The sequence below is a fragment of the Helicobacteraceae bacterium genome (genome assembly GCA_031258155.1).
In the GTDB taxonomy this organism is placed as follows: domain Bacteria; phylum Campylobacterota; class Campylobacteria; order Campylobacterales; family SZUA-545; genus JAIRNH01.
Genome location: JAIRNH010000021.1, coordinates 25,722 through 42,352, shown reverse-complemented (window position 1 = coordinate 42,352; position 16,631 = coordinate 25,722). Strand labels below are relative to the sequence as shown.

16 protein-coding genes are annotated in these 16,631 nt (G+C 52.9%); 5 read left to right on the top strand and 11 right to left on the bottom strand.

From position 1 onward, the window contains the following. Positions 1-2 precede the first annotated feature (2 nt). From trpC to LBF86_03375, 3 genes are all read left to right on the top strand, one after another. Positions 3-788 (top strand): indole-3-glycerol phosphate synthase TrpC, encoded by a 786-nt coding sequence (trpC, locus tag LBF86_03385; protein MDR0664545.1) that lies wholly within the window; start codon positions 3-5, stop codon positions 786-788. Continuing rightward, entirely contained in the window at positions 788-1,696 is a 909-nt protein-coding gene (locus tag LBF86_03380) for a hypothetical protein (protein ID MDR0664544.1), read from the top strand. Before trpC ends, LBF86_03380 begins: the two co-directional genes overlap by 1 nt. A 429-nt stretch (positions 1,697-2,125) precedes the next feature. Further along, a complete protein-coding gene (locus LBF86_03375) occupies positions 2,126-2,263 on the top strand; it encodes a hypothetical protein (protein ID MDR0664543.1) in 138 nt (45 codons plus the stop codon). A 373-nt stretch (positions 2,264-2,636) separates the two neighbouring features. Here the strand turns inward: LBF86_03375 and LBF86_03370 are convergent, their stop codons facing one another. The 11 genes from LBF86_03370 to LBF86_03320 all read right to left on the bottom strand — a co-directional run bounded on the left by LBF86_03370 (position 2,637) and on the right by LBF86_03320 (position 13,248). Beyond that, a complete protein-coding gene (locus LBF86_03370) occupies positions 2,637-3,470 on the bottom strand; it encodes a tetratricopeptide repeat protein (GenBank protein ID MDR0664542.1) in 834 nt (277 codons plus the stop codon). Next, positions 3,467-4,099, bottom strand: a complete 633-nt coding sequence (locus LBF86_03365; protein ID MDR0664541.1) for an energy transducer TonB — start codon at positions 4,097-4,099, stop codon at positions 3,467-3,469. Before LBF86_03365 ends, LBF86_03370 begins: the two co-directional genes overlap by 4 nt. Then, positions 4,071-4,466: a biopolymer transporter ExbD gene (locus LBF86_03360; GenBank protein MDR0664540.1), complete on the bottom strand. Its 396-nt coding sequence runs from the start codon at positions 4,464-4,466 to the stop codon at positions 4,071-4,073. The genes LBF86_03365 and LBF86_03360 overlap by 29 nt, the downstream gene beginning before the upstream one ends. Next, positions 4,463-4,831, bottom strand: coding sequence for a MotA/TolQ/ExbB proton channel family protein (locus tag LBF86_03355; GenBank protein ID MDR0664539.1), 369 nt, complete (start codon positions 4,829-4,831; stop codon positions 4,463-4,465). The genes LBF86_03360 and LBF86_03355 overlap by 4 nt, the downstream gene beginning before the upstream one ends. Continuing rightward, positions 4,828-6,075, bottom strand: a complete 1,248-nt coding sequence (locus LBF86_03350; GenBank protein MDR0664538.1) for a MotA/TolQ/ExbB proton channel family protein — start codon at positions 6,073-6,075, stop codon at positions 4,828-4,830. Before LBF86_03350 ends, LBF86_03355 begins: the two co-directional genes overlap by 4 nt. Continuing rightward, entirely contained in the window at positions 6,072-6,809 is a 738-nt protein-coding gene (locus tag LBF86_03345) for a DUF3450 domain-containing protein (GenBank protein ID MDR0664537.1), read from the bottom strand. Before LBF86_03345 ends, LBF86_03350 begins: the two co-directional genes overlap by 4 nt. 177 nt (positions 6,810-6,986) lie before the next feature. Further along, positions 6,987-8,588 (bottom strand): mechanosensitive ion channel, encoded by a 1,602-nt coding sequence (locus LBF86_03340; protein MDR0664536.1) that lies wholly within the window; start codon positions 8,586-8,588, stop codon positions 6,987-6,989. Continuing rightward, a complete protein-coding gene (gene aroB, locus LBF86_03335) occupies positions 8,585-9,631 on the bottom strand; it encodes a 3-dehydroquinate synthase (protein MDR0664535.1) in 1,047 nt (348 codons plus the stop codon). Before aroB ends, LBF86_03340 begins: the two co-directional genes overlap by 4 nt. Next, the gene (locus LBF86_03330; GenBank protein MDR0664534.1) at positions 9,632-11,044 is read right to left on the bottom strand and encodes a hypothetical protein; all 1,413 of its coding nucleotides are present in this window, start codon (positions 11,042-11,044) and stop codon (positions 9,632-9,634) included. A 15-nt stretch (positions 11,045-11,059) separates the two neighbouring features. Then, on the bottom strand, positions 11,060-12,163 hold the full coding sequence (gene truD, locus LBF86_03325; GenBank protein ID MDR0664533.1) for a tRNA pseudouridine(13) synthase TruD: 1,104 nt from the start codon (positions 12,161-12,163) through the stop codon (positions 11,060-11,062). Between the two features lie 59 nt (positions 12,164-12,222). Next, on the bottom strand, positions 12,223-13,248 hold the full coding sequence (locus LBF86_03320; GenBank protein MDR0664532.1) for a bifunctional 3,4-dihydroxy-2-butanone 4-phosphate synthase/GTP cyclohydrolase II: 1,026 nt from the start codon (positions 13,246-13,248) through the stop codon (positions 12,223-12,225). A gap of 101 nt (positions 13,249-13,349) precedes the next feature. Here LBF86_03320 and LBF86_03315 point away from each other — a divergent pair, with 101 nt between their 5' ends. Then, a complete protein-coding gene (locus LBF86_03315; protein ID MDR0664531.1) occupies positions 13,350-14,627 on the top strand; it encodes an insulinase family protein in 1,278 nt (425 codons plus the stop codon). A gap of 79 nt (positions 14,628-14,706) precedes the next feature. Then, positions 14,707-16,629, top strand: a complete 1,923-nt coding sequence (gene recG / locus LBF86_03310) for an ATP-dependent DNA helicase RecG (GenBank protein ID MDR0664530.1) — start codon at positions 14,707-14,709, stop codon at positions 16,627-16,629. Positions 16,630-16,631 lie beyond the last annotated feature (2 nt).

The following is a 16,631-nucleotide window of genomic DNA, read 5'->3' as shown; positions in this document are numbered from 1 at the left end:
CGATGATACTTGACGAAATTGTGAGAGTTACGCGCGAAAGAGTAAAAGAGCGCAAAGCCGCCATGCCCGAAGAGACGCTTGGGCGCGCTATGGCGTTAAATCCGTTTTATCCGATCGATATAATCGCCGCGCTGAAAAAAGAGGAAAACAAGCCGCTCAAAATCATCGCGGAGGTTAAAAAAGCCAGCCCCTCTCGCGGCGATATATGCGAAAATTTCGATCCGATCGCGATCGCCGCCGACTACGAAAAAGGCGGCGCGGCGGCAATATCCGTTTTGACCGAGCCGCAATGGTTTAAAGGCGATTTGGAATATCTTTCGCTGATTCGCAGGCACAACCGCCTGCCGCTTTTGTGCAAAGATTTTATCGTCGATCGCTATCAACTGCTTGAAGCGCTAGTTTACGGCGCCTCTTTCGCGCTACTAATCGCCAATATACTAAGCCTCAAAGAGCTTTCGTCGTTGCTGGAGCAAACGCGAAATCTAGGAATGGAGGCGCTTGTGGAGATACACGATAAAACCGATCTAAGCAAAGCGATCGCCGCCAAAGCGACGATTATCGGAATAAATCATCGCAATTTAGACACGCTAGAGATGGATATGAGTTTGTCTGAAAAACTTATCGCGCTGATTCCTCAAGACAAGATCATTGTCGCCGAAAGCGGCTTGCATTCGCGCGAGCGGCTGCTGGAGCTTAGCGAGATCGGCATGGACGCGTTTTTGATCGGAGAATATTTTATGCGCCAAGAGGATCGCGCCGCCGCCGTCCGCGCGATGGCGGGGATCTGATGTTTCGCCTAACGCCGCCGCTCGTTTTGCTTTTTTGCGTCCTGTTATTTATATTAGGGGCGAATCGTTTCGCGCCCGCGCCTTTGGATCTGCTTTTTAGCAGAAGCCGCGTTGAAATCGCGATAGTAAGAGCGCCGCCTAAAGCGCAATTTTACGCGTTGGAAGAGAACGCGACGCTATCGGACGAAATCAACGCGACCGACGCGGAGAGCGTCGGCGAGGCAAATCTCTCGCAAGAGCCGAGCGTTGTTTACGAACCTTTGATCGAGGAGCCGCCTACTCCGAAAAAAATGGACGGGTTGCAAAGGTTGCTTACCAATTTTGGTTATCCGTTCGCGAGCGGCGATCTGCAAAAAAGAGCGTGCGCGAGCGGACAGACCTGCGCGGCAAACGGCGTTCTGCGCGGGCTGAACTTTTCGGAGCTATACTGCAAAGCGGCGGCTTTTTCAAAAGGGCGCGAGATGCCCAAATACGCGCCCTCGCCGTCGCAAAGTTTTGAGGCTATGCAGTTTTGGCTAAGCAAAAGACCGGCCGGAATGGACGCGATCTATCTCGCGAGCGATCCGTTTGTGTTAAGCGGTTCGCTTTACGAGGAGCGGGGCGCGTTAAAAGGCTCGTTGTCGCTCTCGTATAACGCGCGCTGGCGTTTTCCGTGCGAGATAAGCGAAGGGTGGCAAAATGTGGCGTTGCCGCTTCGTTGCGCGGTCAGAAGGCGGCAGAACGCGCTCGATTGCTCTCTTGATTTGCGCGCGTTAATCGAATCGTTGAGCGGGGTGGCGGCAAAAACGAGCGAACCCGCGAGGCAACGTCAGGTCAAGGAACTGCAAGAAAACCTGCAAGAGCAGTTTAAGCATCGCGTTAGAGAGCGACCAAATATCGAGGAAATCGACTTGCGCTATCTGTTTTGATCGGCGAACAAACCTAACGCAAAGCCAGCCCGCGCCTTTTTCGGCGCGTCAATCTTAGGCAAAAACCTCCAATCCGCACGCTCGCAAACCGCGCGACGGATTAACCAGCTGATTAACGCTGGAAAGGAAAAGTTTCAATCCACGCGCTCGCAAGGAGCGCGACAAAACGCCAAACAACAGCCAGCCGCCGCCGATATTTCAGCCAACGCCTACCGCCCCCTCCGTCATTCCCGCGCAACGCCCGCTTCGCTAGGAGCGCAAGGCGCGCAGGATTACGGTAATCCACATTACCGTCATTCCCGCGCGGAGCGATAGAAGCGCTCGCGTTTGCTCCGCGCGGGTACGACAGAGAGAGATAGATACCCGCCTTTGATTACGAAACGCTCACGCTTGCTCCGTGCGGGAATGGCGGGGGCGGTAGGACGCGTATTGAAACGCTGGATGCGGCTGGCTTTTGGCGCGCAAGTCATTCGCGATCTTTTGGATCGCCAAAACGCCATACGCTACCGCAAAGGCGACCTCCAAAGCTCCGACGCGACTTTTGAACGAGAAGGCGCGATCGCGTAGCTGGCGTTGAAATCGGGGTTTAATTTCCATTCGCGCTTAACGTTTTATAGCAAAGCGGCGTTATAGATCGCCTTGTTTTACCCGACTATACGCTTCAAAAGCGACTTTGCGCGCGATTTATGGATTGAAATCAGGTTGTATTCGCCATATTTGTTTTATCATTGCCTCTTGTTTGCAATTTAACGATCATAACGGCTTTGCGCGTTGTTTTCCAAGCTCGCGACATTTGCCAAACTTTAAGGCGGATTTGCCGCTAACTTATAAACGCCGCGACATAGCTTCGCCCGCGCTTTTCGAGGTTTGAAGCGGGCGTAAATAGACGACTTTCTTAAGCGCGATAAGCGCCGATACGTTAAGCGCGCTTAAACGGCTTTTAATTTAAGCTCTGCTTAATAGTAAGCTCGTCTAAATAGTTTAGCCAGCTTTTAGCCTGTTTAGCGTGTTTGGGCGATTTTAAGACTTCGGCGAACGCCGATCGCGCAAGCATATAGTCTTTCGTTTCAATAGCGCACGCGCCGATTAACAGCCTAAGCGAATGCGCGTTTTTAGCGTCAAGTTCAATCGCTTTTTGAGCGGCTTCGATCGCCGCGCTAAACTCTCCGGATTCAAACGCGACATACGCCGCTTGCGAATAAAACCGCTCGCTAGGACTCAGAGAGTTCGCCAAACGAATGGCGCGCAGCCCCTCCTTATGCTCTCGCGCCTGACGATATGCGTAAAAAAGCCTTTCGTAGTTTTGCGGGGTTTTGGCTATTTTGTTCTCGTCGATCGCGCGGCGTAAGAGTTTAGCCGCTCGTATCGCGCCGCCGCCTTGCGCTAACATGCTCGAATAGATCGCGAGGCTGGATTCTTTGTCCAATTTGCCAGCGGCTTGCGCGGCGCTCAAAACTCCAAGCGCGTTTTTATCGTCGCCCAATAGCGAATACGCGTAAAACAGCCCCATAAAGTCGCTTTCGGTCGATTCCTCCTCGATCACTATGCCCTTAAACGCCTCGATCGCCTCTTTGGTGTTGTTGATTTCAAGACATAGCGAAGCCAGCACGCGCCGCCAAGCGATCGGCGGGTTTTCAACCATGGATATAGCCTGTTTAAGCGGTTCGTAAGCCTCTTTATAGCGTCCCGCGTCTAAATGCGCTTTCGCCTCCTCAAGCGGCAGAGCGGCGTTAAGCAAAACGCAAAAAACCGATAAAAGCCAAATCGTTCTCATCGTTCGTTCTCCAATTTGAAGGTAAATACCTGCCTAGCAAGCTGGCGCGCCGGCTTGCCGTTTACTATTTTGGGCGAGAAACGCCAGCGCGATAGCGCCCGTATAGCCGTTTCCGTAAACCAATCGCCGTTGACCCCGCCTATGACGATTATGTCGGTTACCTCGCCGCTTTCGGTAATGATAAACTCAAGCTCCACGTTTCCCTCGATCCCCCGCATTTTTGCGGCGCGAGGATAGTTCGGCGGGATTCCAGAAACGGGGATTAGCCCTCGCTCCGCGACGCCGCGACCAACCGCTATTCCTTTCATAGAGAGCATGGAAGGATCGATCGCGAAGGCGTAGGCGTTTGTCTCTTCAATAGAGCCTATGTCCACTTCCGTGCGAAGCTCCGGCGGAGGCGGCGGTTTTGGCGGCGTGATCGTTCTGGTCTGCGGCGTTAGCGCGCTCTCCTCGCGCAGTCTGATAAATTCGACTATTTTGTCAAAATCGCCGTTTCGCGTTTCGCTCGGCGCGAAATTGGTCGCGAGCGCCATTAGCCACAGCGTGGTTACGGACGCGCAAGCGCCAAAAAAGATCGCGCCGAAACCTTTGACAAGCGCCCTATTTGGGGCGCGCCGCGATCGATACATTTTCAACTCCCGCCTGCCGCGCTTGATCCATAGCCTCGACGAGCAGATAGGTTTTCGCGTTCGCGTCGGCTTGGATAACGACCGCGCCTTCAGGATTAAGCGCCTTTAAGCGCGCGACGTTGGCTCTTATAGCGCGAATATCCACTATGCGCCCGTCTATCCATATCTCGCCCGCCTCGTTAATAGCGATCATCACGCTCGCCTGATCCTGCGTCTGCGCGGTCGAGGCGCGAGGGCTATTAACGCTAATACCAGACTCCTTGACAAACGAAGCGGTAACGATAAAAAAGATCAGCATAATAAATACGATGTCGAGCATCGGCGTCATATCCACGCCCGTTTCTTCGTCGCGTCTTTGCCTTCTCACGATCCGCCTCCTTTAGCCGCGTTTTGCCCAAACGAATAGACAAATTTCGTCGAGGCAAACAATCCAAGCAGCCCAATCGTCAGACCCGCCATCGTGGGAAAAGTGGCGCGGGCTATTCCGGACGCGAAAACTCTAGGCTCGCTAGAGCCGTAGTGCGCGATCGCCTCAAACACCTCGATCATGCCCATCACCGTGCCAAAAAGCCCAAGAAGCGGCGCGATGGCGACGATGGTTTTAAGAAGCGTCATAACTTTCGCGCCAAAAAACCAGCGCCAAAAAACCAGCGTCCATAATGTGAAACTAAGCGCGGCAAGCAGCCACATCGCAAGCCCGCCGTTATCCAAAAAACGCGCGATAGCGTTCATAGGCAGACGCTTTCTAGCCGATCGCCTATCGTCTGGCTTCTAAAACGCAAAAAGCCGTGTATAAACAGCAGAGGCACCGCTACGATAAGCCCTTGCATGGTGGTAACCAGCGCCAGCGATATGCTGCCCGCCATCATCTTAGGATCGCCCGCGCCAAAGAGCGTGATCGCCTGAAACGCGCCGATCATACCCACCACCGTGCCTAGCAACCCCAAAAGCGGCGCGGCGGCGGCTAAAAGTTTTATCGCGCCTTGCCCCTTTTCCAACGCGCCTATCTCCAAATCGAGCGCGCTCTCTTTGCTCTTGGTTTCGAGTAGCACGCGACCTAGCGGATTATCGCCGCGCGGCGAGCCGATATTTGCCAGTTGGCGCTTGACGGATTTATCAATCGAGCGCAGTTTGACGATGCGCCATAATCCCAAGCCGACGCCAAAAACGCCCAGCGTTAAGATCAGATAGCCGATCGCGCCGCCTTGCGTCATTCGCTCCGCAAAACTAGGACGCAGAGCGAATAGCTCCAAAAGAGAGCCGCGCGTAGGATCGACGGCGATCGCTTTAGGCTCTAAGGCGCTCTCGAAAGCTCGCGCTTGCCGTTGAACGCCGCCGCTTGGCTGTCCCGCGCTGGCGGTGATCGCGCCGTTTTTCCAAACAAAATACTCGCCTTCCGACGTCGCCCCAAACGCGCCGAGCCTAACGACGGTTCGCTCTTGTTTTTCTCCGCGCCTATCGATTACGATCGCGTTGAACCGCTCGATTTTGCCGCTTAGGATTATCTCTTCGAGCTGCATTGCCCAAAAGCCCCTCAAATCTTCGGAGCTTGGCAGTTCGCGCGAGTTTACGAGCGTTAGAATCCGCTCGAATCTTTCGGGAACTTGCGCCGATACGATCGAATCGTCCGTTTCGGCTTTAAATTCGCCTACGCGCTGATTGAACGCGCCAAAAAGCTCGTTCAAACCGCCGCTTTTTCGTCTTAACTCGTCGTTCAGATCGGCGTTTTTCTTTTCGTTCGCGTCCGCTTGGTTGGCTAACGCGCGCCCTCTAGCCTGAGCTTTATCGTATTCGGCTTTGGCGTTTTTCAAAAGCGTAGCCGCGTTGTTTCGCTCTTTTAAAAAGCGATCGACGCGCGCCAGTTCGGCTTGACGCTCCCGCTCTCCGTTTGAGCGCACCTTTTCTAGCAATCGATCCAAATTATCGCCAAACGCCGCGCAAACGACGAGCGTAAAAACAATCAGCGTTCGTTTCATTGTTTATCCTTTGGCGCGCTAAGCGGCAGGGCGATCAGATCCGCCACCTTCTCTTTCTTGGCGATCTTGACCGCGTTTATTAAGGACTCTTTGTCGCCAGAGTTAAGCGGCGTAAACGCTTTTAACTCCATATCGTATCTCGCCGCCTCGTTGTGATCGCGCGTCAAATAGTAAAGCCCGATTCGTCCCAACCGCAAAAAATCGACGGCTCTGCCGTCCTCCAACTCTCCCGCGTAGGCTTCGATCGTGCGCGAATACTCGCTTTCGATAGCGTAAGCCTCCAGCACGACGCGGTATTTTTCCGCTATGGATACGTCGGCGCGGTTTGTCAGCGTTTTTAGCTTTGCCGCGCGATCCTCTCGCTCGGCGGGCAGGAACGGCAGATCGTAAGATACGAGGCTTTCAAAACCTTCGATCATCTCGCTTATCAGCGGCAACACGCTTCTGGTCGTTTCCTCTACGGCGTAGATCTGTTTTTGTATGCTCCTCGTCTCCTCGTCTTGCGCGGCGACTAGCTTTTCTAGCTCCGCGTTGTAGCGCTCTTGAATCTCTATCTCGCGCGTTACGCGGCGGTATTCGTCTAACAGCGCTTTTGTCTCGTCGTCCAGCGCGTCGATTCTAGCCTGTAAAGCCGCGGCGTTTTGCATATCCGCCGCGCTCTGTTTTAGCACGTCGTCCAATTCGGCGCCGAACGCCGCCGCGACGAGCGCCGTAGTAAATACGATCGATCTCATTCAAACTCCGTGTGATAATTTGTCCGACATTATAGAATGATTATCATTGCATAAATCGCTTGCGTAATAATAAAGTTATTTTCATTAAATTAGCGCTCAAAGCGTTTTAAGATACGCGCGATTTAGTTTAGATTAAAAAAAGACTTTCGCGTTTCGCCGCGCGGATCGCGGGTTTGTTTAGGGTTGGGCGCGGTTAAAAAGATCGCTGCGCGCCGCCTCGATCGCTTTTAGCGTATCGAGCGCGTAGGTGGGGTAGGCGATGATAATTCCGTCGGCGGCGTTAAACGCTTCGACTATCTCCGCGCTGATCGCGCTTCTTAGCGACAGCGTAGCGTAAGAGTTGGTCAGATACCAGACGCTCACTTTTACCCCGTAAGTATGGACAAAAGTAAAGACGCGCGGCTCCACGCTGACGGCGCGAAAATTGAAGCGCGCTCGTAGATTGTTGTAGTGTTTGCGCGTCTGATCGGTATAGCCGATCGCGTGCTTAGCGGCGATCTCTTTTGCGATCTTGCGCGCTTTTTTGTGATTGGAATCGAACGTAACGACAATATCTATGCCGTCCCACACCGTCTGCATTTCGCCGTAGGCGTAGTTTTGAATGATATTTGTAAAGACGTAGTTGTTTGGAATATGTATAATCCGTCCCGCCCTGCGGTTAAGATCGAAAGTGGCGAGCGTAATATCCTCGAAGAGCATAATGCGCGTCAAGCCTATCTCTAACACGTCGCCGACTACCGCGTCGCCGTCGCGCACGATACGAATGCGATCGCCGATATGCACCGATCCGCCAATCACGATCACAAGCCACCCTAGCAGACTCATAAACCAGTCTTTCATGGCGATCGCGATACCGGCGGATATAAATCCTAGCAGCGTAACGAAATAGACGATATTGTTAATGTAGTTAAACAGCAAGATCAGCGCTACGATAAGAAAGGTCGCGATATTAACGGCGCGATTGATGCTAAATATCCGATTCGCGTCGGCTACGGCGCGTTTAACCACCAGCTTCAGAAAGAATCCCAAAGCGATAAGAGCCGCCACCGCCGACGCTATTAAAATCAGTTTGGATATTTCCCCTTCGATCTGCGCTTTTACGTGCGCCTCGTTCGCGCTAAAGCGCTTTTCCTGCACGCTAAGCGCGGTGGACAACACCTCCTCTATATTGTTTAGGGAGGTTAGCAGCGCGATCGTTTCGGCGTATTCGGCGGCGACGCTCGGTTGATTTAGCTGAAGCAAAAGCGCGTTTTGGCGTTCTATTAACGATTGGCGCTCTTTTTCGCCCTCGATCGTGTCGCGGAGCGATTGAAGTTTAACCCGCTGTTCGTCTAGCAGTTGCGAGCTTTCGCGAATATACGAGAAGCCGCTTATGATCGCGAAAGGGTTTTTCACCTCCGGAGCGTCGGAGACAAGATCGATTCCCGAAGCGCTGTCGTATGGCGAGGCGTCGGAGGATTCGCCAAGCAACTCAAGCCGTATTTTCAAGGTTTTAGCGCGTTCTTCCAGCAGATCGCGCCGCTGTTTGGAAGCCGCGTCGCGTCTGCTCGCAAGCTGTTTTATCTCCGCGGCGATCTGCGCTTGTTCGGTTTGCAGAGCGAGAAAATCGCGCCGATCGATAAAGCGTTTGATCCACACGTTGCGATCGGAATCGAGCGCCTCGTCTATTTTCGCGATCTGCGCCGTTATCTCGTCAAGCCGCGTTTGCGCCTCGCTCGTATCGGCTAGGCAAGCTAGAGCGATCGCGGCGAACAAAGACAACGCGCGCGCTAATTTCATTCGCCGCCCTTGATTATCGCGTCGATCGCTAAACGTTTCGCCGCGTCGTCGATAAAAACGTAATTTCCGATTCCGCGCGGCAGAGCGAAACGGATTTTGTCGCTCAGCGTTTTCTTATCGTGAAAAAAGCTCTCGTAGAAACGGTTGGCGTCGGGAGTTTTGTATCGCGCCGTTAATCCGAACCTTCGGAGAGTTTTATCGATCCGATCGGCTTCGCCGCTTGAGAGAAGCCCTAGACTGACCGCTAGATTATTAGCCATGATCATACCCATCGCGACGCACTCGCCGTGCAAATACGCGCCGTATCCGCTCTCTTTTTCGATAGCGTGTCCGAAGGTATGCCCGTAGTTTAATATCGCCCGCGCGCCGCTCTCTTTCTCGTCTTGCATAACGATATTGGCTTTAATGCGAATGGATTGCGCGATCGCGTAGGCAAGCTCTTTTTCGTCGCTAAGATCGGCGTTTTCTAGCCGCTCGAAAAACTCGCGATCTAGCGTAGCCGCCATCTTTACGATCTCCGCCGCTCCCGCCGCAAACTCGCGTTTTGGCAGGGTAGCCAGCCATCTTTGATCGATATGGACGCTCTTTGGTTGGTAAAAAGCGCCGATTAGATTCTTGCCGTAAGCGTTATTAACGCCCGTTTTGCCGCCCACGCTCGCGTCAACCATCGCAAGCAGAGTCGTCGGAATTTGCACAAACGATATGCCGCGCTGGTAGATCGCGGCGCAAAAACCCGTCATATCGCCGATCACGCCGCCGCCAAACGCTATCAAAACGCTTTTGCGATCGAGCCGCGACTCGCACAGGCGATCGGCGATTTTTCCGATTGTTTCAAGGTTTTTATAGCGCTCGCCATCCTCTATAATAATCTCGCTAATCTCCGGCGCGAATACGCGCGATCTTAACCTGTCTAAGTGCGGCGCGGCTATAGTTTTGTTGGTAACGATCGCGACTTTCGTATCGAACGTCAGCTCGCCAAGATCGCCGATATGAACTTTATAGCCGTCGTCTATATTTTTTCGCAGGTTTATATCTATAATCATCTATAACACCGGAATAAAAAGCTGATGCCGCTCGCTCAAAAACGAATACATTCTTTCGGCTTGCCTCAGCTTCATAAAATCTAGCAAACTATTTTGCGTCATAGCCTCGTCAAAGGGGAAAAACAGCAGTAAGTTTTCTTTTTGCCGTAGCGTCATAATCACGTTATCCTCGTCGTTTTTTACGCCGATCGATCGCGAGTGAATCGCCGCTAGGTTCTTGTAATGCTCCAGCGCCTCGTTTTCGCCCGCTTCGTCGCCTTTAGACGGATACAGCTCTATATCGGTCGCAAGCTGCGCCGAGAGATCGAATAAAACGGAAGAGATCTGCTCTAACGTCGGATTGGCGCTTAGAATCATAGCCGAGCTTTTAAGTTGCGAGATCGAATCCGTTCCAAGTTTCCAGATCGGTTTTTGCGATTTAAGCGCCAAAAGCCTATTGGCTTTTTTGCTAAAAAATTCGTCGCTTACTACGAGTAGCCCCGCGTTGTAGCGCCATATCTCTTTAAGCAGGTTTTTTTCAAGGTCGAACGTCCGATAGGCTATATCGACGTATATATCGGACTGTTTAATATCGCGCAGTTTTTTCAGCGCCGTCCAACTGTCGGGATTGATCGCTTTGATATACAGCGGTCGGTTTTTTAGCCGTCTGTGGAGGCTTAGCGCGTTCTCAAGCTCGGCTTCGGCTTGTTTCTCGCGGCGGCGCGAAATGTCGATCAGCATATATATCGCGCGTCCATACGGCGCGGGAAACTGCCCGCTTTCAATTTTAATAGCGCGATAGACGGTTTTTAGGATATTGGGCTGCCCCACCAAAAGCAGGTTGTCGCCCGGGCGGATCATCAACGTAGGAAACGGCAGAAGCAGCTCCCCGCTTCGGTATATCGCCGCGATCCGCCACTTGTTTTGCGTTACGTGGCTTATATGGCGGTAGGCGTAGGCGCTGCCAAACGGCACTTTGACTTCAGTTATCTCGCCTATGCCCAGCCCCACGTATTGCGCGCTTACGGGAATGTTGGGCGTTAGCGCCATTAAGCGGTTCGCAAGCAGCTCGCTCGCCGAAACGCGCTGTAGGTTTGGATCGTCGTTTGGCAGTTCGTTTAACCCGCCGGAATCTAGCGCGTAGATTATCAACTCGCGGCTCAACGCCCGCAAGTTCTTATACGCCTGCACGGCGTCTAGCGGCTCTTTCATCACCACGTAAGCGGCTGCCGTCTGCTTGGAAAAGACGGCTTCTAACTTGCTGAAACTAGTCGGATCAAAGCGATGAAATTCGCAATAGATCGTTTCGCTCCGCGCGATCTCGCCGCGATAATATACGATTGTGTACAGGTTGGCGTCCGTATAGGTATCTACTATGCGCTTGACGTATCGTTCGGCGACTTCCCCGTCGGCAAGAATCAGCAATCTTTTCATTATTTGGGATTTTAGCTAATTCTCATTGTGTCCGCTTGGATCGCCGCTTAGTTCGCAATGCAATATCTCCTCGATCAAAGCGGTGGCGTAAGAGCCTTTAGGCAGATAAAAACCAAGCTCGTAATGCGCCTCTTGCTCTACGTGTTTGCCAGTTAGCTCTTGCGGAAAAATCCACGCGTAGCGGCGATCGCCGCTTGAAGGAATATCCTCGAAAAACTCGCTCTCGATCTCGCCCGCAAAACCTCTGGCAAGCATAGCCCTATGTCCGCTCAAAACGCCCGTCGGGGCGCTCTCTTTGGCGGCGAAACGATCGGCTTCTTTGGTCAAATCCTCCGCGAAATAGAGCTTGCCGTGCGGATAGTGGAGCATAATATCGCCCTCCAAAAGTTTGAAAAACTGCGTTTGCGCGCTTAGCTCCTCGATCGCGTCGGCGTTTAGCTTGTATTCTTTGGCGATTTGCTTCGCGCCGAAACTGTTTATCGCGCTTGAAAGCTCGATCCTGCGCGTAAGCCACGCGTTAAAGCGCTCGCTTTGAAGCGCGTTGATAAGGAAGGTCTGCATTTTACGCCCGCGTATTTTCGCCTCTCCGTCCAAAAACGCCCTCGCTTTTTCGTAGTTGTCGCCGTCGCGCCCGAAGCGCTGAAACCCAAAAAAGTTTGGCGCGCCGTTTTCTGCGATCCGCGCGATCGCGCCGTCGATCTTTTTCGCGTCGATCGCGCCGACTTTTTTAAGCCTGACAAAAAACCTATTGCCTTTAAGATGTCCGATCTTTAGCTTGTTGTTATGCCTGCGAATATCCAAAACCTTGATCGCGCTATGCTCGAACGTCGCGATCTTTGATTCAAATTTGGCTGGAAAAGAGAGCGTTTGAACGCTCATGGCGTTCTTGTCCTTCAGCCCAGCGTAGCCTATATCGCGCGTTTTTACGCCGATTCGCTCGCTGAAAGCCTGCGCCGCCTCCCAAGTGGAAACGCCCTTTTTTCTAATTTTCACAAATAGATGATCGCCCGCGCCGCTTGGCTCGTAAAGCGCTATCTCCTCCACGACGAAATCTTTCGCGTTTTGCGCGAAACGCGCGTTTATGGGCGAATGAGTTAGGAAAAACCCTCGTTTTTGCATTGCCTGCCTTTGAAAAACATAAATAAGTTAATCTATCGCGCGTCGCCAAAACAAACGGGCTACGGCAGAAGCGTGTTTTTAAGCTCCAGCCCAAAACCGGCGAGAGCCGTAGGCTCGTCGAACTCCTGCGTGGCGAGCAGAGTAAGTCGCTTTACTCCAAGCCGCGTTAAAATCTGCGCGCCTATGCCAAACTCTTTTTTGGCGCTTCTGGCGTTAGATTCCAGCAGTAGCAACGCTCCGCCGTTTTGTTTAAGATACTCGATCGCCTTAAGTAGTCCGCTAAAACGCCTATCGTCCAAGATCAGCGCCGCGTCGGAGCCAATCAGATGAAACTTGACGGCGCACTCCTCGCCAATCTCTCCGAAAACCGCCGCGTTGTGAACGCGCCCTAGATGATCGACCCATTCGCTGATCGTTACGCTCGCGCCGAACAGCTCTTTAACCTCGATCTGGCGGCGGCTAACAAGCGATTCGCGTTCAAGCCGATACTCGATCAGATCGGCGATATAAACGATCGGGATATTGTTCCGCGTCGAGAACTCGTCTAGATCGGGACGTCTAGCCATAGAGCCGTCCTCTTTAAGGATTTCGCAGATTACGCCGCACGACGCCAATCCCGCTAAGCGGCAGAGATCGACCGAACCTTCGGTCTGCCCCGCGCGCACGAGAACGCCGCCGTCTTTGGCGATCAGCGGGAAGATATGACCTGGGCTAACCAAATCGTCGCTAGAGCTAAGCGGATCGGCTAAAAGCGCGATCGTATCGTGGCGCTCGTAAGCCGAAATGCCGGTGCTGGCGCTTTTTGCGTCCACGCTTATCGTGAAAGCCGTTTCGTGCGCGGAGGTGTTTTTGCTTACCATCGGCGCGAGATTTAACCGCTCGGCGATCGCGCGATCCAGCGCGGCGCACACAAGCCCTCTCGCCTCTTTGATCATAAAATTCATCAGTTCCGGCGTGGAAAGCGCGCCCGCATACATCAGATCGCCTTCGTTTTCGCGATCCTCGTCGTCGATCAGTATAACCATCTTGCCGACTTTAACCGTTTCGATCGCTTTAATTACCCGCTCTATCGCTGGTCGGTGCATGTTTATCCGCCTCGTAGCTTGTTAAAAACGCGAGATTTTATCTCATCTTAGTTTTTTTCGGCGCGGTTGATTTTGCTAACATTATCTTTTTGGAGGCGACTATGGCTCGTTTTTGCGCCGTTTTATTTTTACTGCAAGGATTTGTTTTGGCTATGAATATCGAATACGTCAAAGGCGCGCCGCTTTTGTATGAAGCCGATCGCAAACTGCCGATCGTTAGTCTGCAGATCGTGTTTTTAGGCTCCGGATCGATTAGCGACGGCAAAAACTCAGGCGTGGCTTATCTGACGAGCGCGTTGCTAGATCAAGGCACGAAAAAGCTAGGCGCGGTCGCGTTTGCCCGCGCTTTGGAAGAGAAGGCGATCTCGCTTGATTTTCAGGCGCGAAAAGAGAACTTTTCCATTCATCTTAGCTCGTTAAGAGGGGAGTTCGGCGAAGGGATCGACAGGCTATGCGCTTTGTTGCGAGATCCCAACTTGAGCGCCGACGCGCTCGCGAAGATCAAGATCGCCGCGCAAGGGGAGTTCGGCTCGCTAGAAACGAATTTCGACTATGTAGCCGAGCGCGGGCTGAACGAAACGCTTTTCAAAAATACGCCGCTTGAACGCCCCGTAATGGGCGACTGGAAAAGCGTGGAAAAGATCGGGCTGAAAGAGATTGAAAACCATATTAAAACGGCGCTGGTAAAAGAGCGCGCGACCTTTTTATTCGGCGGCGATCTTAGCGCTCAAGAGGCGAAGGCGTGGAGCGAAAAGATACTAAACGCCTTGCCAAGCGGCAAAAAAGCGGAGATCGCCTTCTACGAAACGGCAAGCGACGGGCAAACGCGAACGATCAAACGCGACACCAAGCAGGCGTATATCTACTTTGGCGCGCCGTTTAATTTGCGTTTTGACGACGACGAGGGTTACAAAGCCGTCGCCGCGTCGTTTATCCTCGGCGCGTCGGGCTTTGGCAGCCGCCTGATGGAGGAGATTCGCGTCCAGCGAGGACTCGCTTACAGCGCGTATTCGCACGTTAATCTATCTTTGACGAACGCGCGTTTTAACGGGCATCTGCAAACCAAGCTAGAGTCGCAAGAGGAGGCGATCGCCGTCGTAAAAAGCGTTATAGCGGATTTTGTCAAAAACGGCGCGACGCAAAAGGAGCTAGACGAGGCGCGCCGCTTTATATTGGGAAGCGAGCCGCTTCGCAACGAAACGATGATTCAGCGTCTAAATCGCGCCTACGGCGATTTTTATCGCGGCAAACCGATCGGCTGGCAGCAAGAGCAGCTAAAAAAGATCGAGACGCTTAAATTGGACGAGCTAAATCAATTTATAGCCGCTCACTCCGAGATTCTGCGGTTAAGTTTTTTTATCGTAACCAACGGAAAATAACGACGCTTTAGCGAGCTGGGAGGCATAGGATTGACCGCGATCGCGCAAACGGGCTATCAAAAGCCTATCAAAACGCCTTTTGCAAACGGCAAATCGCGAAAACCAAGCCCCTATTCGCGCCGCCGCGCTAAATAAACGCAAATTGATAAAACAACCGCCCGATATAAACGCCAAATCAAGCGCCGCGTCGGCGATTGAATCGGCTTTGCGAATACCTAATAGCTGGCGCGATCTGCGAGTCGGCGAATATCCGTCGATTGGCGCAAGCTGTCTGTGCGTAGCCCGCGTAATCGATACGCGCGATACGGACAAGATTTTTATCGCGCGGCTCTTTTCGCAAAATTGGCGCGCGGAGGTAAGCGCCGTCTATTTTCACGCCAAAAGCTGGCAAAAGGCGCAATATACGCGCGGCGCGATTTTGAACCTTTATGGCAAGGTTGAGCGAGGACGAGCGGGGCTTGAGATAATTCAGCCGATCGCGGTAAAAACGACCGGAGCTATCGAGCCGCAATACAAAAACAAAGCCGCGAAAGCCGCGATCGCCGCCAACGTCGGCGAACAAAAACTGATCGCCGAAGGTCTGCCGATCGAGATCGCAAAAGAGTTGATAAACCTTCACTTTCCGCGAACTATGCCGAGCCTCGATAACGCCAAGACAATCTACGCGCTGAAATACGCCGAGATATTTTCCTTTATGAAAAGGCTGCGCCGCAAACGGCTGGTATTAAGCGCGATCGCGACGATTACCGCCGATCCCGCGCCGTTTATCAAAAGCCTGCCGTTTGCGCTAACCGACGATCAGCTCGCCGCGATCGCCGCGTGCCGAAGCGATCTCTCTCGCGACGTTCAGGCGCGAAGATTGATCGTAGGCGACGTGGGTTGCGGCAAAACGATGGTAATGCTGGCGATCGCCTATATGGTCGGCAAGGCGCGAACGATATTGATGGCGCCGACGACTCTGCTGGCAAATCAGCTTTACGAAGAGGCGCGCAACTATTTGGGCGGTTTTCTGAAAATCGGCTTTGTAACGCAAAAAGAGGATACAATCGACGGCAAAAACCTTTTAAGCGAGCCTGACGCGGATTTCATCGTCGGCACGCAGGCGTTGCTTTACCGCAAGTTGCCCAGAGCCGCCTGCGTGATGATCGACGAGCAACACCGCTTCGGCGCGAACCAGCGTAAAAAGCTCGGCGATCTCACAAGCGGCGGCGGCGCCAAACCGCATTTTTTTCAGTTTTCCGCGACCCCAATCCCGCGCACGCTGGCGATGATTCAAAGCTCGCTGCTGCAAATCACGACAATCAAAACTATGCCGTTTAAGAGGCGCGTTCAAACGCGAGTGATCGATCGCAACGATTTTGGCGAGCTGATCGCGCATATCAGAGAGCAGATCGCGCTCGGCGCTCAAGTTTTGATCGTCTATCCGCTAATCGAGGCGAGCGAAACTAACGAATATCGGAGCTTGGAAGAGGCGAGAGGCTATTGGGAGAGCCGTTTTGATCGCGTTTACGTTACGCACGGCAAAGATCGGGAAAAAGAGGAAACCTTGCTCGACTTCAGGGAAAACGGCGCGATTTTGCTCGCCACCACCGTCGTGGAGGTCGGCATATCCTTGCCAAGACTTAACACGATCGTCGTCGCGGGCGCGGATCGGCTAGGACTCGCGACGCTTCATCAGCTTCGCGGGCGCGTGGGCAGAGCGGGGCAGGAGGCGCGATGTTTTTTCTACTCGAATAATCCGCGCAACGCCCGCTTAACGGAGCTTGCCAAAACTAACGACGGCTTCGAGGTGGCGGAATTAGATTTGCAAAACCGCGATTCGGGCGATCTATTAAGCGGCGTAATGCAAAGCGGCGCGCAGTTTAATTGGTTTAATATCTCTTCGGATCGGCGTATCGTAGAGGCGGTTAAAGCCGCGCTTGACGCGGCGGACGCGGACGGCGTTATAAAGGCTCCAAACAAGAGTAAATTTCGCGCCTCGAAACCTAGAACCTCTTTTTGATT